21 protein-coding genes are annotated in these 22,054 nt (G+C 42.0%); 9 read left to right on the forward strand and 12 right to left on the reverse strand.

Annotated elements, in window-relative coordinates:
* The first annotated feature begins 3 nt into the window (after nt 1–3).
* Together tsaB and L1266_RS08800 are read left to right on the forward strand one after the other, a co-directional pair.
* The gene (tsaB, locus tag L1266_RS08795; RefSeq protein WP_235377332.1) at nt 4–696 is read left to right on the forward strand and encodes a tRNA (adenosine(37)-N6)-threonylcarbamoyltransferase complex dimerization subunit type 1 TsaB; all 693 of its coding nucleotides are present in this window, start codon (nt 4–6) and stop codon (nt 694–696) included.
* A 76-nt stretch (nt 697–772) separates the two neighbouring features.
* Nucleotides 773–1,096, forward strand: a complete 324-nt coding sequence (locus tag L1266_RS08800; RefSeq protein WP_054552027.1) for a hypothetical protein — start codon at nt 773–775, stop codon at nt 1,094–1,096.
* 103 nt (nt 1,097–1,199) lie between these two features.
* Here L1266_RS08800 and L1266_RS08805 read toward each other — a convergent pair whose 3' ends face one another.
* On the reverse strand, nt 1,200–2,489 hold the full coding sequence (locus L1266_RS08805) for an alkaline phosphatase (RefSeq protein ID WP_235377333.1): 1,290 nt from the start codon (nt 2,487–2,489) through the stop codon (nt 1,200–1,202).
* Between the two features lie 110 nt (nt 2,490–2,599).
* On the opposite strand from L1266_RS08805, the gene L1266_RS08810 reads away from it, so the two are divergent.
* From L1266_RS08810 to rnd, 3 genes are all read left to right on the forward strand, one after another.
* Nucleotides 2,600–3,451 carry an alpha/beta fold hydrolase gene (locus tag L1266_RS08810; protein ID WP_235377334.1) on the forward strand — a complete coding sequence of 284 codons (852 nt, stop codon included), beginning with the start codon at nt 2,600–2,602 and terminating at the stop codon, nt 3,449–3,451.
* Nucleotides 3,452–3,568: 117 nt separating this feature from the next.
* Entirely contained in the window at nt 3,569–5,230 is a 1,662-nt protein-coding gene (gene fadD, locus L1266_RS08815) for a long-chain-fatty-acid--CoA ligase FadD (RefSeq protein WP_235377335.1), read from the forward strand.
* 48 nt (nt 5,231–5,278) lie between these two features.
* A complete protein-coding gene (rnd, locus tag L1266_RS08820; protein ID WP_063707455.1) occupies nt 5,279–6,409 on the forward strand; it encodes a ribonuclease D in 1,131 nt (376 codons plus the stop codon).
* A gap of 30 nt (nt 6,410–6,439) precedes the next feature.
* Here rnd and L1266_RS08825 read toward each other — a convergent pair whose 3' ends face one another.
* Nucleotides 6,440–6,886 carry a hypothetical protein gene (locus L1266_RS08825; RefSeq protein WP_199528991.1) on the reverse strand — a complete coding sequence of 149 codons (447 nt, stop codon included), beginning with the start codon at nt 6,884–6,886 and terminating at the stop codon, nt 6,440–6,442.
* A gap of 852 nt (nt 6,887–7,738) precedes the next feature.
* Between L1266_RS08825 and L1266_RS08830 the strand changes: the two genes are divergently transcribed.
* Nucleotides 7,739–7,990: a hypothetical protein gene (locus L1266_RS08830; RefSeq protein WP_235377336.1), complete on the forward strand. Its 252-nt coding sequence runs from the start codon at nt 7,739–7,741 to the stop codon at nt 7,988–7,990.
* 85 nt (nt 7,991–8,075) lie between these two features.
* On the opposite strand, the gene L1266_RS08835 is transcribed toward L1266_RS08830, so the two are convergent.
* The 7 genes from L1266_RS08835 to L1266_RS08865 all read right to left on the reverse strand — a co-directional run bounded on the left by L1266_RS08835 (nt 8,076) and on the right by L1266_RS08865 (nt 15,606).
* Nucleotides 8,076–8,906 (reverse strand): sugar phosphate isomerase/epimerase family protein, encoded by an 831-nt coding sequence (locus tag L1266_RS08835; protein WP_235377337.1) that lies wholly within the window; start codon nt 8,904–8,906, stop codon nt 8,076–8,078.
* Nucleotides 8,907–8,973: 67 nt separating this feature from the next.
* Entirely contained in the window at nt 8,974–9,729 is a 756-nt protein-coding gene (locus tag L1266_RS08840; RefSeq protein WP_194441038.1) for a gluconate 2-dehydrogenase subunit 3 family protein, read from the reverse strand.
* 2 nt (nt 9,730–9,731) lie between these two features.
* Nucleotides 9,732–11,411, reverse strand: a complete 1,680-nt coding sequence (locus L1266_RS08845; protein WP_138600784.1) for a GMC family oxidoreductase — start codon at nt 11,409–11,411, stop codon at nt 9,732–9,734.
* Between the two features lies 1 nt (nt 11,412).
* Nucleotides 11,413–12,105, reverse strand: a complete 693-nt coding sequence (locus L1266_RS08850) for a 3-keto-disaccharide hydrolase (RefSeq protein WP_138616651.1) — start codon at nt 12,103–12,105, stop codon at nt 11,413–11,415.
* A 26-nt stretch (nt 12,106–12,131) separates the two neighbouring features.
* Entirely contained in the window at nt 12,132–13,352 is a 1,221-nt protein-coding gene (locus L1266_RS08855) for an MFS transporter (RefSeq protein WP_235377338.1), read from the reverse strand.
* Nucleotides 13,353–13,386: 34 nt separating this feature from the next.
* Nucleotides 13,387–14,439 (reverse strand): sugar phosphate isomerase/epimerase family protein, encoded by a 1,053-nt coding sequence (locus L1266_RS08860; RefSeq protein WP_235377339.1) that lies wholly within the window; start codon nt 14,437–14,439, stop codon nt 13,387–13,389.
* 6 nt (nt 14,440–14,445) lie between these two features.
* Nucleotides 14,446–15,606 (reverse strand): Gfo/Idh/MocA family protein, encoded by a 1,161-nt coding sequence (locus tag L1266_RS08865; RefSeq protein WP_235377340.1) that lies wholly within the window; start codon nt 15,604–15,606, stop codon nt 14,446–14,448.
* 163 nt (nt 15,607–15,769) lie between these two features.
* Between L1266_RS08865 and L1266_RS08870 the strand changes: the two genes are divergently transcribed.
* Nucleotides 15,770–16,495 (forward strand): AraC family transcriptional regulator, encoded by a 726-nt coding sequence (locus L1266_RS08870; RefSeq protein ID WP_054552042.1) that lies wholly within the window; start codon nt 15,770–15,772, stop codon nt 16,493–16,495.
* Here L1266_RS08870 and L1266_RS08875 read toward each other — a convergent pair.
* Entirely contained in the window at nt 16,492–17,352 is an 861-nt protein-coding gene (locus L1266_RS08875; protein ID WP_235377341.1) for a BadF/BadG/BcrA/BcrD ATPase family protein, read from the reverse strand. The two genes, L1266_RS08870 and L1266_RS08875, sit on opposite strands and share 4 nt — an antisense overlap.
* Nucleotides 17,353–17,354: 2 nt before the next feature.
* A complete protein-coding gene (locus L1266_RS08880; protein ID WP_235377342.1) occupies nt 17,355–18,083 on the reverse strand; it encodes a copper homeostasis protein CutC in 729 nt (242 codons plus the stop codon).
* A gap of 389 nt (nt 18,084–18,472) precedes the next feature.
* On the opposite strand from L1266_RS08880, the gene L1266_RS08885 reads away from it, so the two are divergent.
* Nucleotides 18,473–21,262 carry a TonB-dependent receptor gene (locus L1266_RS08885; RefSeq protein WP_235377343.1) on the forward strand — a complete coding sequence of 930 codons (2,790 nt, stop codon included), beginning with the start codon at nt 18,473–18,475 and terminating at the stop codon, nt 21,260–21,262.
* Between the two features lie 73 nt (nt 21,263–21,335).
* The gene (locus L1266_RS08890) at nt 21,336–21,776 is read left to right on the forward strand and encodes a GNAT family N-acetyltransferase (protein WP_235377344.1); all 441 of its coding nucleotides are present in this window, start codon (nt 21,336–21,338) and stop codon (nt 21,774–21,776) included.
* Nucleotides 21,777–21,790: 14 nt separating this feature from the next.
* Here L1266_RS08890 and minE read toward each other — a convergent pair whose 3' ends face one another.
* Complete coding sequence (gene minE, locus L1266_RS08895) at nt 21,791–22,054, reverse strand: cell division topological specificity factor MinE (RefSeq protein ID WP_054552047.1); 264 nt, start codon at nt 22,052–22,054, stop codon at nt 21,791–21,793.

Consider the following 22,054-nt stretch of genomic DNA (forward strand, 5'->3'; position numbering starts at 1 on the left):
TAGATGATTAAACACAATATTCTTGCCTTAGATGCATCAACTGAAGCGTTATCGCTGGTGCTACATTATCGAGGGCAAACATTTCATCATTTTGAAGAGTGCCCACAGCAGCACAGCCAAAAGATTTTGCCTTTAATTGATGAGTTACTCGTAAAGGCGCAATGTAAACTAACCGACTTAGATGTGATTGGTTTTGGTCAAGGACCGGGTAGCTTTACGGGCGTGCGTATCAGTGTTGCGATTGCACAAGGTTTAGCTTATGCCGCACGCTTACCTTTGGTTGGCGTATCAACATTGCAGATGATGGCACAACAAGCGTTTGAGCAAGACCAAGCTAACGATGTGTTTTCTGCTATTGACGCACGTATGGGTGAGATTTATTACGCTCATTATAAAGCTGATAATAATGGCCTGATGACGCTTGTTGATGAAGAGCAAGTCATTAAACCTGAGTTGCTAACGCTACCTGAAATGGCTGCAACAGCGGTGGGTACAGGTTGGCAGACTTATCCTGCTCTAGTTACAGAACTTGCAAATGTAAGTTTAAATGAAGCCATTTTACTGCCTGATGCAAAGTACATGCTGGCCTCGATTGCAACTGCTTATGCTCACGGTGATACAGTGACTGCAGCCAATGCGCAGCCTAAATATGTTCGTGATACAGTGACTTGGAAAAAGCTACCAGGCCGAGAGTAACTGAAAGAATAACGGGACTTGCGTGCCCGTCAGTTATGGCACATAATTTAGTCATGTTTGATGTGGAATTACGAGTTTGACTTTACCTATTGGCTCAGGCTTTTATACCGGTGACATTCCCGGTCAATATAGCCGTAAAAATACCATTACTGATAAGCCTAAAGCGATATCAGACCAAACGGCTGAGCAAAAATCGTCAACAGAGTATGTTAAATCAAGTCCTCAAGCTGTTGCTATTGCCGATGAATTTAAAGCTGAGTCGCAAAGCTATCAGCAAACAATTTATGACAAACCAAGCAACCCAAAAACCAGTCGCGCGATTTCAACCTATACGGAATTTGCTAACTTAGAGCGCCGCGCCGAAGTGCAAAGCCTTATTGGCGTTGATGTATATGCATAGCTAATTGGTATGATTAATAAAAGCTAAAACTGAATTCACAAAAAAGCCTAAACAATATGTTTAGGCTTTTTTTATCATTGGATAGTATTTCTAAGCAATAAAATTACTGCTTAATAAAATCTATCAGCTTGTCGGCAATCGCAGTATTGTTTTGCGAACCGTAGAAATCTTCAGCACGTTTACCGTAGGCAAATACTTGTACATCAATAGCGGTGTGGCCGCCAGTGGTCCAACCTGTGAAGCTGGCATGATTGATAATATCTTTTACTGCAAGTAGTAGTGCTTTATCACCCATTTTCTTAGCTTCGCTTAGCTTAATGCTGTTTGCATCAGTGAATTCGATATCAGAATACTTTTGCCATACTGCTTTTAAGTCATCGCTTTCAAGTAGATCTTTTGTGATAGTGCCAGCAGTTGCTTTAACACCTTTAACAACGTCAGTTTCCCACTTATATTGACCATGCGCACCCAGTGTTAAGCCACCTGTTGAGTGATCGGCAGTGATAACAAGTAGGGTATCTGGGTTTTTATCTACATACGCCTTTGCTTGTTCAATCGATTTAGCAAAGTCATCCATTTCGCCCATTGCACATGCAATGTCGTTTGCATGACCACACCAGTCAATTTGGCTACCTTCGATCATCACAAAGAAACCTTTGTCGTTTTGACCATCAAGTAAATCAAGTGCTTTAGTTGTCATTTGCGTAAGGCGCGTTGGATTTTCGTCAAGCGCAAACGGTAAACCAACTTCAGCAAATAAACCAAGAGCAGGAACTTGCTTTAAGTCATTCATTGCAGCAAAGTCATCGCTGTATTGATAGCCAGCGGCTTTAAACTCTTCCACTAGATTACGGTCTTCACGAACGTAATATTTCGTGCCGCCACCTAACATTAAATCAACCGGTAATTTACCCGCGATTTTGTTATCGATATAGTCGTTAGCAATCTCGTCGTAGTTACGGCGTGATTCGTTATGTGAAGCAAAGCTTGCTGGTGTAGCGTGGTTGATTTGCGAAGTAGCTACGAGTGCTGTTGTCATACCGCGCTCTTTGGCAACTTCAAGCATAGTTTTTACAGGTTTTTTATCAGTATCAACGGCAATTGCGCCATTATAACTTTTATGACCACTGCTTAGTGCTGTTGCACCTGCAGCGCTATCTGTTACATAGGTATGATCGTCAGGGTAGGTATGAGCCATCCCACGTAAAATTGTATCGAAAACAGTTGGGTCAACAACTTTAGTTTTTGGATCATCTTTAAAGTAACGATATGCAGTTGTGTACGCTGGGCCCATACCATCACCAATCATATAAATGATGTTTTTTGGTGCTGATTCAGCCATTACTGAGCCTGCTGAGCATAATAATGCTAAAAGACTTAATTTTAATTTCATTGATGTAACCTTATTATTGTGCCCTTATTTATACTGCGAAGATTATTGTATACTAGCCAGACGATAAATAAACGCCTTTAAGTTGAAACGCTTAATAAATAGGAGTAATTGTGCAACCTTTTTCTTTTCAAACTGGCACACAGGCAATGCATGGCCTAACCTTTGGGCATGGTGAAGAGGTTGTGATTGCCTTACATGGTTGGCTTGATAACGCACATAGTTACATACCTATGTTACAAAATGCGCAGTTAAACCAGCGTTGGTATTGCCTTGATTTTCCTGGCCATGGTTTATCTGATTGGCGAAGTAGTGACGCCCATTATTACTTTATTGACTACATTGATGACGTCTATAAGTTTATTGAGTCGCTTGATGTAACGAAAGTGCATTTAGTTGGCCATTCTATGGGCGCCATGGTGGCTGGCGTTTTTGCGAGCTGCTTCCCTGAAAAGGTAGCATCGGTAAACTTTATTGAGGGAATTGGCTGCGTTACAACCAACAGCAATGAAGTGAGCGGCCAACTTCGTAAAGCAATATTAAACAGAGCGCGGGTAAACAGCAAAGACCCTCGCGCATTTGACTCAAAAGCGCACATTATTAGTGCAAGGCTTGCAAGTGGTGACCTTGAATACCCACAAGCTGAGTTATTAATGACACGAAATAGCTACGAAAAAGCAGGCAAGTGGTACTTAACAACCGATCCAAAGCTTAAAAATCACTCAGGATTTCGCTTTGATGAAGCACAATGTATTGCAACCATTAAACAAATTAACGCGCCATGTCAGCTTATTTTAGGCGATGAGGGGTTTCCTTTTGTAAAGCAAAACTTAGAAGCATATGGTAAATATTACAAAGAGTTAAAAATTCATAAGATACCTGGTGGTCACCATTGCCATATGCAATTTCCTGCATTAACCTTAGAACACGTTCATGCATTTATTGGGCAGTATAAAGCAAGTTAATTGTATAATTGCACCAAATGTGGGATTATCTGCACCATTAGAGTATTTACTCCATTGAGAAACGGCCTTAGTTAGCTTAAGGTTATTAAAAAATATAATTATAAACAGGAGCTAAGAGTGGAAAAAATCTGGCTTAAACGCTACCCAGAAGGTATGCCTGAAACAATCGACCCTGAGCATTATCACTCGCTACTCGACTTGTTTGAAAAAAGTTTTGCTGACTTTAGTGACCTTCCAGCTTTTACCAACATGGGTAAAGAGTTGACCTATCGTGAGTTAGACAGTGCTACAAAACGTGTTGCGTCGTACATTCAAAATGATCTTGGTCTTAAAAAAGGCGATAAAGTAGCGGTTATGATGCCGAACTTACTACAAACGCCTGTGACTATCTTAAGTATTCTTCGTGCAGGCTGTGTAGTGGTGAATGTAAACCCACTTTATACCGTGCGTGAATTAGAGCATCAGTTAAATGACTCAGAGTCTTCAGCAATTTTTATTCTTGCAAACTTTGCCGATACTCTAGAGAAAGCATTACCAAAAACTAACGTCAAGCACATCGTGGTTACTCAAGTGGGTGACATGGTTGGCGGCCTTAAAAAGCACATCGTTAATTTTGTGGTGAAGCACGTTAAGAAAATGGTGCCTAGCTACTCATTGCCAAATGTGATCAAATTTGCAGATGCGCTTGCTGGTGATGAAGCGGGTTACAAAAAACCTGAAGTTGATTTAAACGACTTAGCATTTTTGCAATACACAGGCGGTACAACGGGTGTATCTAAAGGCGCAATGCTATCGCATGGCAACATGGTTGGTAACCTTGAGCAAGTATCAGGTTGTCTAGACAAAGTATTAGAGCGCGGAAAAGAAGTGGTTATCACAGCACTGCCGCTTTATCACATCTTTGCACTGACAGCGAACTGCCTAACATTTATGAAATACGGTGGTTTAAACGTACTTATCACAAACCCTCGTGATATGCCGGGCTTTGTTAAAGAGCTAGCACAGCACAAATTTACGGCGGTAACGGGTGTAAATACGCTATTTAACGGTTTACTAAATACCCCAGGTTTTGCTGAACTTGATTTCTCAAGCTTAAAAATGTCACTTGGTGGTGGTATGGCGGTACAGCGTCCAGTTGCTGAAAAATGGCAAGCTGTAACGAAGACCAAATTAATGGAAGGTTATGGCTTAACTGAATGTGCGCCACTTGTAACTGTTAGCCCTTACGACCTTGAAGGTTATAACGGTTCAATCGGTTTACCTGCTCCTAGCACTGATATTAAGCTTATGCTTGAAAATGGTGAAGAAGCTGCGAAAGGTGAGCCGGGCGAGCTTTGGGTTAAAGGCCCACAAGTTATGCAAGGTTATTATAACCGCCCAGATGCAACAGCAGAATGCTTAAAAGATGGCTGGTTTGCAACAGGTGACATTGCTACTTACGATGATGAAGGCTTCTTCTACATTGTTGATCGTAAGAAAGACATGATTATCGTATCTGGTTTCAACGTGTTCCCAAATGAGATCGAAGAAGTAGTCGCTATGCACGATGGCGTGCTTGAAGTAGCAGCTATCGGTATTCCTCACGAGGTCAGTGGCGAACAAGTTAAAGTTTTTGTTGTGAAAAAAGATCAATCTTTAACTGAAAAAGATATAATAAAGCACTGTCGTGATAATTTAACGAACTATAAGGTGCCTAAACTCGTTGAGTTTAGAGATGAACTACCAAAAACAAACGTTGGTAAGATTCTAAGAAGAGCCTTAAAGGACGAAGAAAAATAATTAAAGCCGGCATTAGCCGGCTTTTTTATGGTAAAGAAAGGGGTATAAGTGCAATATCAACTGATCGAAACGCAAAATCAATTAAATGATTTTGTAGAAAAAATTACAGGTAAACCGGTTCTGGCAATTGATACCGAGTTTATGCGTCGTCGTACGCTTTACCCTGAAGTTGCACTTATTCAAGTATACGATGGTGAGCACTTAGCGTTAATCGACCCTCTGGCTGAGCTGTCGCTTTTTGATTTTTGGCAAGTACTTAAAAACCCTGAGGTGTTAAAGGTACTACATTCACCGTCAGAAGATATTGAAGTGTTTCAAAAATACGCTGGCTTTGTACCAACACCACTGTTTGATACCCAGTTTGCACTACAAATACTAGGCCATGGTAACTGCATGGGCTTTGCGCACATGGTTAAAGAGTTACTTGATATCGAAATTGATAAAAGTGAATCGCGTACTAATTGGTTACAGCGCCCGCTCACTGAAAAGCAGCTAGATTATGCCGCTGCCGATACGTATCACTTATTGCCTTGTTTTGAAATTATTAAAAAACAAATTGATGAAGCTGGCTTTTTTGACATTGTTATCAGCGAAAGCGAGTTAGTCGCGCAAAAACGTGCTTACCAAACGCCCGCAGAGCAGCTCTACAAAGACATTAAAAATGCATGGCAATTACGACCGCACGACTTAGCGGTATTACGCGAGCTTGCTGCATGGCGCCGTGAAAAGGCTGAGCGCAAAAACCTCGCGCTTAACTTTGTGGTTAAAGAGCACAACATGGTTGAAATTGCTAAGCGCAAGCCTGCAAGTTTAAATGCGTTACGCAGAGTGCCAGGTGTTGAGCCAATGGAAGTTAACCGTTCGGGCGTTGAAATTTTAAAATGTATTGAGCGTGGTAAAGCCGTTCCTGTTAGTGAACAACCAGCACAATTAAAACGATTAATTGATTTTCCGGCATATAAAAAAGCCGCAAAAGATATTAAACAAAAAATTACTAAAGCTGCAAAAGAGCAGGGCATTCCTGAAGATGTATTGGCCTCTAAAAAACAGATTAACCAGCTGATCAGCTGGAATTGGAAGCTCGATGCCGATGAGCGTAAAGCAGCATCAAAGCCAGATCTATTCAACTCATGGCGCTATGAGTATGTGAAAGACGTACTTAAAGAGTGGCAAAACTAATAAAAGCCCTTTATTGCTATTTACTTATCATTATAGGCCCTGAAACTTGCTGCGTTTATGAGTTACCTGTAACCAATGCAGCAAGTTATAATCATACCGTTTTAATCTTTGTAGTTGTCTAGACGTTAAACTATAAAAAGGGGCAAAAATAAAAAACTTTTCACCTATAATAATTACACAATTAAACCCAAACTTAGAATATTGTTTAATCAACTTCGTTTTAGTTGCTTCTATATGCGCGTTGCCAAAAGGCGAGCTATAAAATACTCCGTGGCGACAGATTGTGAGTTCATTTTTACTACTAAGTATTAATAATGTTAGAACTAACGAAATTAACATGAATAGTATAAGAAGCGGCTCATATAAAAAGTGCTTCTGTGAAAGGGTTTTTAAAAGGTATACAAAAACAGCCTCAAGGGTAGCTAACATCAGCCATATGCTTTTTTCAGAAGTCTTTCTTAAATTCAATACTTTCATTCTCAGTCCTTGAGAGGCTTTTTTAATATAATACTTCGCAACTTAGATAAAACAATCTGCCGAAAAAATGAAAGTAAAAGCTGTTTTTAATGTTTTATTATTAATTCCTAATGGTGTGATTTATTTATCTTGTTGAAAATAAGATATTAAACAATGAAAGGTATAAGATATATCTAAAAGAGGGTGGTAGAATAAGTCACGTCATATATCTCCATTAAGGATAATGAGTTATTGAAAACGGCCAAACTATTCTTTGTACATATTTTTGTGAAAATGATCGACGAGAGTATATTAATGTATTTATCTTTACATAAAAGATTTTAAAAAACTTGTGATAGCAATACTTTTAGTAATTTTTTAAAACTATATCAAAGAGGTAAGCCACATAACAAACCGCTGTAGATCTGGAAGGAACATGCTGGGATTAAAGAATGTGAATCTTTCTCGCTTGTTAATATAGCCATCCTTTTTGTCCCTATGCGAGATGGGTGGTACATTTAAGGATATTCCCGCAATTAACTTTGACGTTGATATTTTTTAAATATAAACAGATGCATTGAACGGAAATTTAGGAGTGCTTTTGTGAAAGGGACTGCATTCATTCTTCTCATCGTAGCAGTTTTCGGTATTCTAAAACTCATTGCTCCGAAGATTGTGGAGTTTTTGCCTGAGTGGGTAAATGGACTTATTTTTCTCATTGTATTTTTAGTTTTGTGTTTTCAATTTGGGCGATTTATCTTTAAACACCGAAGAAAGGACGATTAGCTGTTCGTTTTAAAGCGTATAACAAACAATTTAAGCCGTCGTTCGGTCGTTTCCACAGTGTGATTTTGGCATCAATAGGATTAAGATATGGAAAACTATGCACTAGCTGGCTTGGGGTTGCTAATAGTGTTCAATATATTAATTAGTTTAGTAATTTCTAAAAGAAATGATTTTGAAACTTTTCAAAAATTAGCACAAACAGTGCTGGTTTGGTTACTCCCCGTCATAGGTGGAGCTGGGATCTTGATATTCTATAAAAGTATAGATAAACCAATCAGGAAACCGGAAAGCTTTGCAAAACGTCCTGAAGGCAATATCTCCTGGCAAGATGAACCCTAATATAGAGCTGTGAGTGAACGACTATTTAAATTAAACCCAAGCCATGAGCTCACGTGTTTAAAGCGAGCTCATTCCTAAAATAACCCTACAAACCAAGTAAAATCTTATCTAAGTTTTGTTTTGATTTAGCAACGCTTTGTAGTGGGGTTAATCCGCTTGGGTATTCTTCTTGCTCAAGCACTAACCATTTGGTGTTGCCGTGCGACTCTAAAGTATCGATGATGGCAGGCCAATCAATGTCGTTTTCGCCGATAATAGGGCTCAAGTTGCTCCCCTCAATCGTACGTACTTTAATGTGCGTAGCAAGCGTGCGGTTAGGGTACTTTTTAATAAAGTAGATTGGATCTTTAGCAGCGTAATTGACCCAGCCAATATCTAACTGCAATGGCATGGTCTTGGGGGTATTAGTGGCAATGTAATCCCAAAACGTTGCGTTATTAAATGCATTAAACTCTTTATTATGATTGTGAAAACCGATCTTCATATCAAAGCGGGTCGCATAATCACTGACTTTAGTAAGCTCTTTAACCAGAGATTTAACTCCCTCAGGGTGCCATGCTCTTTCATCCCAAGGTACATAAAGTGTAGTAACGCCAAGGGTCTTGTAAAACAGCAGGGTGCTATCAATTGTGTTTTCACTGAGTGCATCAAAGCCGATATGGGCGCTACTGGCAACTAAGCCTAATTCACTGAGCTTTGCTTTTAAGGCTGCTGGGTTATGTGAGTATGGGCCAAAGTCTCCGGCAAACTCAACGCCGTCAAACCCCATTTCGGCAAGAGACTTAAGCGTACCATGAAAGTCATTTTTTAAGGTGTCTTTGACTGACCATAGCTGCACACTCACGGGCAGTTTTGCGAATAATTGACCACTAAATACAAGGCTAATAATGAGCAATAAAATGCGGGTTTTAAACATACTTCAATCCTAAAAAAGCAGGGGGCTGCCCCCCTGCACAGTGTTACAAATAACACAAGGGGGAAAGTTAATCGATATAGGCGTACTCGCTTAAACCAAGCTCAGCTAAAACCTGATCTAAATGGGCTTTTGCTTCATCAGAAGGGCCAGGGTAATCGCCTGCAATAGGCACATTACCAAGGTAACCTATGTCTTTACAGCCTTCAGGTGTACAGAAAAAGGCAGCAAGCACTAACTCTTTAAAGCGTAAAAAAGCTTTACCAATACGCTGAAATTGTAGAGGTGTTTGCTCGTTTAAAAACGCAATATCATCTAAAATCGCGCGATGTTGCTTTTCGTTAAGTGCAACAAATTGCTTTTTAAAACGAAGCTGTGCTTCATCGTTTAGCCACGCTAATGAATTTAAAATTTTAATTCTATCGCGTTGTTGACCTTCATAAGGCGCGCTCACCCACTCATTAATAACAGCTGGTACTTGTAGCTCACTGGCTGAAGGAATAGCACCTTCGCGCGGCACAATGTAATCAGCTAAAACCGCTACTAACGTGAGTTCGTCTGCTGTTAAGGTCAGTGGCCAAGGTGATTCTGGTGGCATAACCAAATTAGGATCTTGACCATAGCCTTTAGCGGTTACAGGCTTGATATCTAAATCAGGCCAATGCTCTTTTGCAGAGACAGCAACGTCATCTTCAAGTGCTTTTGTGCAACCTGCAGTTAAACTAACCGCCGAGCCCGCAGCTAATAGACCAAGCCATTTTAAAGACTCACGGCGGCTCATGTTAGAAACATAGTTATATGAGTCGTGTTCGTTACGATGATGCATAATTAAAGTACCCCGTTATCAATTTGTTGAGCAAGCCAAGTTGAATTACGCATTGCCAGTGTCATGATGGTGAGCGTACAGTTTTTATGAGGGTTTGAAGCAAATACCCCCGCATCCATTACAAATAGGTTATTACAATCCCATGTTTGGCCCCATTGATTGGTGACTGAGTCTTTCTTTGAGCTGCCCATTCGTGTGGTGCCCACTTCGTGAATGATTTCGCCACCTTTTGAAATTGCTTTTTCAGCAGGCGGGAGTTCGCCAACAGTCGCACCCATGTTTTCGAGGATTTGCTTCGCGGTTTTTAAACCATGCTCGATTTGCTTTAATTCTCTGTCAGACCACTTAAAGTGGAACTTTGATACCGGAATACCCCATTTGTCTTTAACGTTTTCGTCAATTTCCATGTAGGTATCTTTGTTCGGTAACATCTCGCCACGCAGAGCAAAACCAACGTAAGAGCCATATGCATCACGAACTTGCTGTTTAAGAGCTGGGCCATAGCCTTGTTTATCACCTGACACACCCGAACCCGGCTGGCCAAAGCCACTGCCAATTTCAAAGTGATAACCACGTGGGAAGTCTAATTCATTGTTAGCTTGTGCTTGATGACCCCACCAAGGAATAAATAAGTGATTAGCGGTATGTCCATCTTCGTTATAACGTGGGCGACCTTTAAGTGCCGGAATTTGCGCACCTAACCATGCACCCGTCGAATCCATTAAGTTTCGACCTACTTGGCCACTTGAATTGGCAAGGCCTTTAGGGTGCTTTTTATTCTTTGAATTTAATAAAATACGCGCTGATTCACAGGCGCTGGCGGCTAAGATAACCACATCGGCATCAACAGCGTGTTCGGTTACAGTGTGTTTATCAACATAGGTGACGCCAGTGACTTTACCTTGCTCATCAACTTTGACTGATTTAACCATGGCATCAGTAATAACTTTTAAGTTACCAGTGGCTTTTGCCATAGGTAATAGCGATGTCGTAGTTTGAAAAGCAGCACCAATTGAACAACCAGAGCCACATGGTGTTGCATAAAAACACGCCATGCGATCATCTTTAGGTCGAGTTAATACCGCGCGATGCATAGGCACTGCTTGAATGCCCATTTTCTTTGCCGAAGCGGCAATTAAAAGCTCAGGAACACGCGGCTTTGGTGGCGGCTGTAAAATACCCGGTGACGAATCAGGCATATCTTCATGGCCAGTATTGGTGCCACATACACCCACAAGTTCTTCAGTTTTATCGTACCAAGGTGCTAAGTCAGCGTATTCAAATGGCCAGTCGGCACCATGACCATCACGGCTTTTGCCTTTAAAATCGTGCTCACTAAAGCGTAATGAATAGCGGCCCCAGTGGTTAGTTCGACCACCTAACATACGTGCGCGCCACCAATAGAAGTCGCTTCCTTTGGCGCTGGTGTATGGCTCATCAGGCACTTGCCAGCCGCCATCAACGGTTGCATCGTAAAAGCCAAAGTTTTTGTCTTTGTTACCAGCCCCCATAAGTGGAGCCTCACTGTTACGACGAAACATCGGGCTTTCTGTTTTCGGGTCATAATTACGGCCCGCTTCAAGTAATAATACTTTGTGGCCAAGTTTGGTTAGCGTATAAGCGGCCATTGCACCGCCAGCACCCGAGCCAACAACTAATACCTTATGTTTAAAATCAGACATCTTATAGCTCCTTGATTTTTATATTTTTAAACCACACTTTGTCACCATGGTCTTGAAGCCCGATATGACCTTGTTCAGCCGTTGCAAAGTTTTTCCAGGTTGCAAACTTACTGCCTTTTACAAGGGTGTTCCATGTTGTACTGCCAATCACAATGCTGGTGGTGTTAATACCGTTTTGCCAAACTTGTAAGTGGTTGTCTTGCATTTTAATGCGTACATGGTTCCAGCTATTTGCTGGTTTGTGCGCCGCAACTGGCGCTGCAAATAAATCGTAAATTGACCCTGCTAAGTGCGAGTCAATTTCAGTATCTGGGTGTTCTTCGTTATCGATAATTTGAATTTCAGGTGCATGAGAGTAAATCATCTGTCCGGTTTCATCTGCTAATACAAAAATACCGCTATTGCCTTTGGTAGAGATTTTCCAATCAATCTGTAATTCAAAGTTTTGGTACTGCTTTTTAGTAAGCAGGTCGCCACCACCTTTGGTTAATGTCATAGCGCCATCTTCAACGACCCATGCAGGATTTAAAGATTCGCTTTTAAAATTACGCCATTGCGACATATCTTTGCCGTCAAACAACAACTGCCAGCCAGCTTGCTTTTCTTGTTGTGTTAGCTGATTGTCAGCCGCATTAGCGAGTGCACAGCTACTAACGGTGAGCATTAAAGTCAGTGCTTTAAGAGATTTAAACATTGTGTGTTCCTCGACGATTTACTTGCTTAAGACGCACATTTTTCGGTGCGTTTGTTGTTATTAATTACCAAATGCAACCCAATGAATGCGACGATTAAAATAATTGGGAAGATCAGTAGGTTTTGTAATACAGCCTGTCCGGCTAAAATTTCAATTTGTTCAGCGCTTGCGCCACTTGCTTCTGCCGATGAGCGTGCCGTATCTATCCAGCTACCAATTACAGGGTTCCAGATGCTCATAGCAAACATGCCTGCACCGCCCATTAACGACATACCCAGCGCCCCTGACTTTGGAATGTATTCAGCAACGCAGCCAAGCATGGTCGGCCAAAAGTAGGTAACCCCAAGAGCAAATAATATCGCTGCTAAATAAATCATGCTGCCCTCGGCTTGGCTCATCATAAAGATACCTAAGCTTGCACAAATGGCAGAGCCAAGTAATACACCGGTAGGGTTGAGCTTATGCACAATAGGGCCTGCAAAGAAGCGACCAACCGCCATTAGGCCAGTGATTAAGGCTAATACCACCATAGGAGAGGCACCCGATGAACCTAAAATACGCTCAATCCATTGTTGTGTGCCAAATTCAGTGGTTGCGGTAAACGTCATACAAGCAATTAAAAAGATGTATAACGGCGTAAATAAGTGGCGAATATTGCTGCTGGTAGAGTGAGAGCGTGTATCAAAGCGTGGGAATTGTGCTTTGATCAGCATAGCGCCATAGATAACCGTAGGAACTAAAATTAACGCTACTTGCCATTGCCAGTTTAAACCCGCTCCCGACATAAAGTTCGACGCAAGTGCGCCAATCACAATGCCACCTGGGAACCAAACATGAAAACGGTTTAGCATAGTGGTGGTGTTTTTAGGGTACATTTCTGCAATCAGCGGGTTACAGCCAGCTTCAACAGCGCCGTTGGCAAAACCAATTAAAAAGGTAGAAACCAGTAAGCCCCAAAAACCATCAGCTGTTATGGTCAAAACAAGGCCAAGTAAATGACAGATAAAGGCTAACGCCACTAATTTCTTAGCGCCAATGGCATTATAAATAATACCGCCGACCATAGTCGCAACCGGAAAGCCTAAAAATGCCATGGCATTAACCCAACCTAATTCGGTGTCGGTTAAGCCAAACTCACTGCCAAGTTGACCCAAAATACCAGCACGAATGGCAAAGGTCATAGAGGTCACAATCAGTGCTATACAGCAAAGCCGAAAGACAATGCGGTTATAATTATTGTTGTCCATATTGTGTGTCCTGTGTGTTCTATTGTTGTCGGTTTTATAAACCTAAAATTCGATTATTACGCTCAGTGTTTGTTGCGCCACTGGCAAAATCGTCAAAGGCTTTATCTGTTGGGTTTATTATGTGTGCTTTAATAAACTCAGCGCCTTCTCTTGCCCCATCTTCTGGGTGCTTTAAGCAACATTCCCATTCAAGTACAGCCCAACCATCAAAACCATATTGAGTTAACTTGCTAAAGATTTGCTTAAAATCTACTTGGCCATCACCTAAAGAACGAAAACGCCCCGGGCGGTCTTGCCAGTTTTGAAATCCGCCATAAACACCTGAACGGCCATTTGCGATAAATTCGGCATCTTTGACATGAAACGCCTTAATGCGCGAATGATAAATATCGATAAACGCTAAATAGTCGAGCTGTTGCAATACAAAATGGCTCGGATCATAAAGAATATTAACGCGTGGGTGATTATTGGTTGCTGCTAAAAAGCGCTCAAATGTAACACCATCATGTAGGTCTTCACCCGGATGCAATTCATAACACACGTCCACGCCATACTCGTCAAAGCAATCTAAAATGGGTAGCCAGCGCTTAGCAAGTTCACTAAAGCCTTGTTCAACAAGTCCTTGTGGACGCTGTGGCCACGGGTAAAAGGTATGCCATAAAAAAGACCCCGAGAATGTCGCATGGGTTGTTAAGCCAAGATTTTTACTTGCTTTAGCAGCCATCATCAGTTGCTCTGTTGCCCACTTTGTTCGCGCTGCAGGGTTACCTTTTACATGCTCTGCGGCAAAATTATCGAACATTTCATCGTAGGCAGGGTGCACAGCAATTAACTGGCCTTGCAAATGTGTTGATAACTCTGAAATTGTAAGTCCATACTCTGTGGCAATACCAGTGACTTCATCGCAGTAATGCTGGCTTTGAGCTGCTTTTTCTAAATCGAAAATTTCAGGGTTTGAGGTTGGCACTTGAATCGCTTTGTAACCTAAACCGCTTGCCCACTCACATAAACCTTGAAAGCTATTGAAGGGGGCTTGATCTGAAATAAACTGCGCCAAAAATATTGCTGGCCCTTTGATTTTATTCATTCTTTTTTATCCAATCTGTAATTTGTGCCATTTAGTATCTTGCTTCGATGAAGCAACAACATGCTCAATAAACGCCATACCACGCACAGCCTCATTGATGCCTGGTACATCAAATGCTGAATTCGTTGCGTTATCGCCTTGCTTAAATGCGTGGATCTGCGCTGCAAAATTGCGGTAAATATTGGCAAATGCTTCAAGGTAGCCTTCTGGGTGACCGGCAGGGGCGCGCAGGGCATTTTGCGTGTCAGGGTGTAATTCACCTACGCCCGCTCTAAGTAATGTGGCGGCTTGATTGTGGCCTCGTAGCCATAAGCTATTTGGCTCAAGTTGCGACCATTCAAGACTGGCTTTATCGCCATAAACACGCAGGCGTAAGTTGTTCTCATCGCCAATAGCAATTTGGCTTGCCAGTAAAACGCCTTTACAACCATTATTGAATCTAAGAAGCACAGTGCCATCATCATCAAGGGCTCGGCCTTCAACCACATGATTTAAATCGGCGCAAAGCTCGGTGATTTCGAGATCAGAAACATACTCGGCTAAGTTAGCTGCATGCACGCCAATGTCGCCCATACAACAACTAATGCCAGACTTACTGGTGTCTAAACGCCAGCTTGCTTGCTTTGAACCTTCGTCTTCGCTGTGCGCTAACCAGCCTTGAGTGTACTCAACAATGACTTTACGTATGCTGCCGAGCTCGCCTGCTTTTACGCGATGCTTGGCTTCTTTGACCATAGGGTAACCGGTGTAAGTGTGGGTTAAGCCATATAAAACCTGCTGTTTTGCAATAATGCTTTGTAATTGCTCTGCTTCTGCGAGAGTAAGCGTTGCAGGTTTATCTGAGAGCACATGAAAACCATGTTCAAGCGCCATTTTCGCGATCGGAAAATGTAAGTGGTTTGGCGTAACAATGGCCACAAAATCAATACGCTCATCAGCAGGTAATTTTGCTTCTTCGGCAAAAAGCGTCTGGTAACTGTCGTAGCAACGGCTGCCATAAAGCCCAAGTAGTTCGCCAGTTGCTTTACATTTGTTTGCGTCTGAACTGAATGCGCCTGCAACAAGCTCTATCATTCCGTCTAATCGCGCTGCAATTCGATGAATAGCGCCAATGAAGGCACCATCGCCACCGCCTACCATTGCCATGCGGATCTTAGCTTTGCTCATCTTAAGCGCTCCTAAATTTTAATAGCGTCTGCTACTGTTAATGTCATGTTATTGATAATAGGAAAGCTTTGCCAATAAGCGCTAATAAAAATTCGGTTGACAATGCAACAAAATCGGCGTTTAAAATATATAGGGCTGTTCTTTATTGAGACAAAATTAAGCGATGGATATTCAAGAAATAATAAAAAAAGCTGGCGTAAATCAGCTAATTGCTGCATTTGATTTACTGCCAGATATCCTCTTTTGGGTCAAAGACACAGATAGTAGAATCTTGCATTGTAATCAGCATTTTATTGAGCATCAGGGTTATAAAACACTGGAGCAAATATTGCTAAAAACAGACTTTGATTTTTCGCCAAAGCACCTCGCGTTTCAATACGTCAATGACGATAAACGAGTGATGGAAGGCTATATAGTGACTGACCGTTTAGAGCTTAACCAAACCCAACAAGGTGAGCTTGGTTGGTTTTCTACATCAAAGCATGCTTTAAAAGATCATGATGGCAATGTAATTGGTACTTACGGAGTGACCCGACATCTACAAAAAACCTCAAAAGCACTTTCTCATGTAAGGGCAATTGAAGAGCCGGTAAAATTTATTCGCGAGCATTATCATCGTCAGATCAGCATTGATGAATTAGCAGAGCTTGCACACTTGTCGGTAAGTGCTTTAGAGCGCCGCTTTAAAAAGCATTTAGCAAAAACACCCAATCAATTTATTAACGAAGTGCGTCTTGAAAATGCCCGTAAGCTGCTAATTGAAACGCAACTGCCCATTTCACAAGTGGCCTACCAGTGTGGGTTTTCGGAGCCGAGTTACTTCAGCAAACAATTTCGGCGTTTGTTTGGTGAAATTCCCTCACAAATGCGCTCGCAATTAGGTGATTAAATTGCAGCTCTTGCCATTAAAATAGCCCCTTGCTCTGCACTGGCAAGGGCGGGGGTTAAATGCGCTTTACTGGCATCAGGTAAGTAAGGCGTGATGGCACTCGCAATACCGCCCATCAAGCTGACTTTTTTAATACCTTGCTTTTCAAAGTAAGTGATATAGCGGGTAATGTATGCGCACGCTTCATTGATTAATTGCTGACAAAAAGCATCGTCAGAATGGCTAAAAACGAGTGGCGCAAATTTGGCAAGCTCTGCAGGGCGGGCTGATATTAAACACTGACTTAACGCTTGGCTTGAGTTGCAGTTAAGCTGGGTGAGTAGGGTATCTATTGCGGCAGAACTTTGCGCAACACCATCAAGTACTGCAAATGCTTTACGGCAAAGTTGTAAACCTAACCAACCACCACTGGCACCATCGCTTAGTAATAATCCGTAGCCACCTAATTCGCTAAATTGGTTTTGCTGTTGGTACCCCGCACAAAAGCCTGTGCCCAGAATAATCACTGCGCCATCATGGTGTTGATGCGCGCCTTTACAGGCAATCAGCATATCTGTTGACAGGGTAAACTTGGCAAAAGGGTGCTGCCACTTGGTCATAGCTTGATAGGCAGAGTCGATATTAGCACCGGCAAGTCCGGCATGCACATAGGTGTTTTTCAGCTCGCTTAAGGCTAGCCCAGCTTCATGAAATGCATGTTCAGTCGCTTGGAGTATTGACTTTTGACTTTGTTGGCAGCTGGTGGCCACATTTGCTGAACCACTTATGGCTTCACTCAGCAATGAGCCGTTTTCGTTTTCTAAACGAACTTTACACTTACTGCCACCGCCATCAATACCTAAAAAATACGTTGCCATGTTTAATCCTTTGAAAGTAGCTTATTGATAGCCTCAGCATTAATTGCACCATTTTCGTTGTGAACGCATGAGTGTACATGCACAGCCGCTTTTGCTGAATGGTTTTTTATTAATTGCCAAAGTGTTGCCGCGTTTTCTAAAGTAACGCCACCACCCATAACAATTTCTATCTGATTAGCGCTGTGCACTAAGTATGTGTTGAGCTGATTTAGACCATCTACAGCACTTTGACCGCTTTGCCATGGCGTGCCTGCTGTTAAGATGCGGTCAACCTCTAAGCTAATCAGTTTCTCAAGTGCGCTTAACGGGTTTGTAAGGGTATCGAATGCACGGTGAAAGGTCACCATCAGGCCATGCTGTTTGGCTGTGGCAACTAAAGAGCGGGTCACTTTTAAATCAAGTTCGCCGTTTTTAACTGCACCAAATACCACGCCATGCGCTCCCGCGTTCGCTGCCATTGTTATTTGTTTTTGCATAACTTGGTGACACTCAGCACTAACGAAAAAGTTGCCTGCTTTGGGGCGTATCATCACCACTAACTCTGCACTATTAGTCAGGTTTTTAACAGCACAGTCAATCGCATTAACACTTGGTGTTAAGCCACCTAGGTGTAAATTACTGCATAGCTCAAAGCGTTTTGCGCCTAAGTTACTGGCCATTGAAATGTTGTTAACAAGCTGCTTTAAGCACCCTTCGTTTAGGCATACTTCAAGAAATTTACCATTGTTCATGGACGTGTTTTTACCATATCTATTACACCTACTCATTAGTTAATTAATTTAACGTAAACTTAAAATTGTAATGAAAAATAATTTGGTGTTTACTATCAATTGGTTACTATTTTAACTAAGTCTGTGTTGATGAGTGAACTAGCTCTGCAACGACAGGCCTAACTATAAAGCAGAAATTATAAAAATGAATATAAAATATTCCAAACGCCGATTTTGTCATATCTCTCACCGAATTTTTATTATCACTTTTTGACCGCTCACCCTATTCTGAGTTTGAGTTTAACAAGCTGTTAACTACCGATAATCAGTTTAAAAACCGACAACAATAAATCGTTTTTGCAGGGGCTAAAGGCTCTTAAACAAAACAGAACACACAACTGGAGATAGGCATGGGCAAGCAAACTGTAATAAAAACAAAAGGGCAAGGAAGGCATTTTAAGCGTAATGCAATTTTAATTTCGCTACTGGCTGCAATTAATACAAGCTATGCAGCAGAGCAAGCAAATGATGATGTAGAAGTGATTGAAGTACGTGGTATCCGTTCTTCAACTGCAGAAAACTTAGCAATAAAACGACTTTCAACGGCTACCGTTGATGCAATCACCGCAGAGGATATTGGTAAGTTTCCTGATAAAAATGTCGCTGATTCTTTGCAACGTGTATCGGGCGTTTTGATTGACCGCGACGGTGGCGAAGGTAGCCGCGTGAGTATTCGTGGTACGTCACCGGATTGGACTCTCACCCAATTAAACGGTAACTATATTGCTTCATCAGGTTCTGGTACTCCTACCCGTAGTTTTAATTACACGTTATTGCCTTCAAGCATGATCAAAAGTGTAGAAGTGTACAAAAGTGCTGAAGCACGCATCGATGAAGGCGGTATTGGTGGTACGGTTATTTTACACACCCGTAAACCGCTTGAGATGGAAGCAAACTCAGGGGCGTTAAGTGCCGAGGTGACTTACGATGATGTGTCTGAAGACACCAAACCACAAGTAAACGTGCTGTATTCATGGAAAAATGAAGACGAAAACTTTGGTGTACTGGCCGGTTTTACTCGTCAAGATCGCACCGTAACAACCATCACTAACAACGCATCACACTGGCGTTTTCACTCAGATACCGTTGAAGGCGCAGAGCGTCCAGCGCTGGTAGACCAAGCAACTGGCGAAGTGTACAACAATGTATGGGCACCTCGTGCGATGAGTGTTAATAACTCAAACCAAGACCGCACACGCGATGGTTATCAAGTGGCTGTGCAGTGGGCACCGAGTGACAGACTTGATTTAAACTTTAACTATTTTGGTGCCAAGTTAGGCTACGACCAAACAGGGCAAAGCATTACTTTTGCCGAGTGGAACGATAACCACAACCCGTATTACGGCATTGTACTTGATGGCGATACCGTGGTTGCTTACGGTAATGGCGATAATGGTTTACTCAATGATAATAACTGGGGTGATGCCGATGTAAATGGTGGTGTGGCTGTTCGTCGTGGTTTATTGTCGCCGCAGTTAACAGGCCGTGAGCGTTTTGGCGAGTCAAAATCAAATACCTATGATTTTGAAGGCACTTATTATGGCGATACTTACAGCATTACATTAAAGCTGGGTCATACCGAAGCTGAAGGCGGCACCTCAAAAGAAACCTACGCCAATATTGATGCGCGTTTAGGCTCAGTAAACAGCTGGTTATGGTCAATTGAAAACGGAAAACCAAGCTACGAAGTGTCGACTGATTTAGCCTCTGATAAAGAAGCATATCAATATTACGATTGGTTTGACTCATACTCATCTGAAAATGAAGACTCAGAAGATTACTTTCAAACAGATGTAAAATTTGACCTTGATGGCAGTTTTTTCTCTCGTGTTTATGTGGGTGGTAAATACCGCGACCACGAGATTAAAGGCATTCGTAACGACTTTCGTTGGGATGACGGCATCGCTGATAACGGCGGTTACCGCGGTTACTTGCCAGGGACTGAGTGGTTCCATAATCCAGATTTTCACCCAGATGCGCCAACATTGGTAAGCGACCATGTGGTTGATAACAGTGCAGGTGATACTGGCGCATTTAACTTCTTAGCGCTTGACTTTGGAGCGCTGGATGATTACTTAAAAGAGAACTTTAGTCAGACAGTGGTGCCAACACTTTCGGGTACCTATGCCCTAGAAGAAAAAATTTGGTCTGTTTACACCCAAGCGGATTTTGAGTGGCAAGATTTCCGCGGTAATGTTGGTGTGCGCTATGTTAATACTGAACTAAGCACCTTGACCTACGATGATGTTATAGGTCAAGACGATGACGACACGGATCCAAACGAGCGTAGTAGCGATGGCAGTGAAGTACTACCAAGCTTTAACCTTGCATGGGATGCAACCGAAGATCTTGTGGTGCGCTTTGCCGCAGCACGCACCATGGCAAGAGTGAGCTATTCAGACTTAAGCCAAGCGGAGTCTTACGGTCCTCCTGTTAATATTAACTCGCCTGACTCATGGACAGGCCGTGGTAATGGTACCTCGGTAAACACAGGCCTTGAACCTATGTTATCTGATCAATTCGATTTAGGTATTGAATGGTATTACGGCGATGGTTCTGCACTAGGTGCTACTTTATTCTCTAAAGATATTTCTAACTTACCAATCTCGACCGTAGAAATTGTAGAGCGTGAACACGATTGTTGTAACGGCCCAATTGAGGTCGAAATGAACACCAAAGTAGGTGGGGGGGATGCAAAATCAGAAGGTCTAGAGCTATTCTTCCAGCACTCGTTTGATAATGGTTTTGGTATTTTATCTAACTATACCTACACAGATACCAGTACCAGCGAAGTCTCGACAGACGGGCAAAAAACAGAGGCTGAAATACCAGGCACCGCTAAGCACCAATATAATGTGTCTGTGTATTTTGAGAATGACGACTTTAGTGTTCGTGCGTCATATAACTGGAAAGATGACCGTGCCAACGGTATTCACCAAGGCTACAACTTGTATACCAAAGACTATGGTCAGCTAGATGTGAATGCATCGTATAACCTAACAGAGGATCTTTCGTTTACCGCCTCAGTGGTGAACCTAACTGAAGAAATAGAAGAAGGATACTGGAAACAAAGCAATCGCTTTACTTATAACCAATATTCGGGCCGCCGTTTTTACTTAGGCGCAAATTATAACTTTTAACCATAGGCATGTTGTTTGTTGCAACCTAAAAAGGTACTTTTATTAAAGTACCTTTTTCTTTTTTAAGACAATAATGATTGAATTTGTAGCGGTTACAGAGCAAGACAAAGCCTATTTACTCGACTTAAGATTAAATACCATGGTTGAGCACTTAGAGAATCAAGGGTTATTTTTATCACTTGAGCAACATCAAGCAAGAGTGGCAGAGCATTTTGAGCACAGTCATTTAGTGTTAAATGATGGGCAATGTGTAGGCGCTGCCAAGTTCATCGTGAGTAACCAAGCAATCAGTTTATTACAGCTACAAATTGCACCTAAAGAGCAGGGCAAAGGATTAGGCACTAAGGTGTTAGATGCACTTAAAGCGCAAACAGCAGAGATAAATTTAACGGTGCTAAAAGCGAATCCAGCGTATGGATTATATCAACGGGCAGGGTTTAAAACTCTAGGCGAAGTCGACTATGAGTTTCATATGCAGTGGCAGAAATTAAAAAGGGCGCTGTTAAAAAACTAAGCGCCCAATTTTGACTATTTCTTTTCTTCGTCAGGTAAGGTGACGTTTAGCTCAAGTACTGCTAAGTCATCTTCGTTTTGGTCAAACTGCACCTGAACTGCATCAGTGTTTACATTCACATATTTACGAATAACATCAAGGATATCTTGTTTTAGCTGTGGTAAATAATCTGGTGTACCACGCTGTGAACGTTCGTGCGCGACAATGATCTGCAATCGCTCTTTTGCTAATGACGCACTGCTTTTCTTTTCTGAGCGGAAGTAGTCAAGTAAAGACAC

The sequence above is a fragment of the Pseudoalteromonas sp. Cn5-37 genome (assembly GCF_021532495.1).
Lineage (GTDB): Bacteria > Pseudomonadota > Gammaproteobacteria > Enterobacterales > Alteromonadaceae > Pseudoalteromonas > Pseudoalteromonas simplex.

Coding starts and splice junctions, on each gene's coding strand:
- L1266_RS08875 (WP_235377341.1), bottom strand. CDS start 17,352: ATGGCAACGTATTTTTTAGGTATTGATGGCGGTGGCAGTAAGTGTAAA.
- L1266_RS08865 (WP_235377340.1), bottom strand. CDS start 15,606: ATGAGCAAAGCTAAGATCCGCATGGCAATGGTAGGCGGTGGCGATGGT.
- L1266_RS08855 (WP_235377338.1), bottom strand. CDS start 13,352: ATGGACAACAATAATTATAACCGCATTGTCTTTCGGCTTTGCTGTATA.
- L1266_RS08870 (WP_054552042.1), top strand. CDS start 15,770: ATGGATATTCAAGAAATAATAAAAAAAGCTGGCGTAAATCAGCTAATT.
- L1266_RS08845 (WP_138600784.1), bottom strand. CDS start 11,411: ATGTCTGATTTTAAACATAAGGTATTAGTTGTTGGCTCGGGTGCTGGC.
- L1266_RS08850 (WP_138616651.1), bottom strand. CDS start 12,105: ATGTTTAAATCTCTTAAAGCACTGACTTTAATGCTCACCGTTAGTAGC.
- L1266_RS08835 (WP_235377337.1), bottom strand. CDS start 8,906: ATGTTTAAAACCCGCATTTTATTGCTCATTATTAGCCTTGTATTTAGT.
- L1266_RS08880 (WP_235377342.1), bottom strand. CDS start 18,083: ATGAACAATGGTAAATTTCTTGAAGTATGCCTAAACGAAGGGTGCTTA.
- L1266_RS08805 (WP_235377333.1), bottom strand. CDS start 2,489: ATGAAATTAAAATTAAGTCTTTTAGCATTATTATGCTCAGCAGGCTCA.
- L1266_RS08860 (WP_235377339.1), bottom strand. CDS start 14,439: ATGAATAAAATCAAAGGGCCAGCAATATTTTTGGCGCAGTTTATTTCA.
- L1266_RS08830 (WP_235377336.1), top strand. CDS start 7,739: ATGGAAAACTATGCACTAGCTGGCTTGGGGTTGCTAATAGTGTTCAAT.
- L1266_RS08885 (WP_235377343.1), top strand. CDS start 18,473: ATGGGCAAGCAAACTGTAATAAAAACAAAAGGGCAAGGAAGGCATTTT.
- L1266_RS08890 (WP_235377344.1), top strand. CDS start 21,336: ATGATTGAATTTGTAGCGGTTACAGAGCAAGACAAAGCCTATTTACTC.
- tsaB (WP_235377332.1), top strand. CDS start 4: ATGATTAAACACAATATTCTTGCCTTAGATGCATCAACTGAAGCGTTA.
- L1266_RS08840 (WP_194441038.1), bottom strand. CDS start 9,729: ATGCATCATCGTAACGAACACGACTCATATAACTATGTTTCTAACATG.
- L1266_RS08825 (WP_199528991.1), bottom strand. CDS start 6,886: ATGAAAGTATTGAATTTAAGAAAGACTTCTGAAAAAAGCATATGGCTG.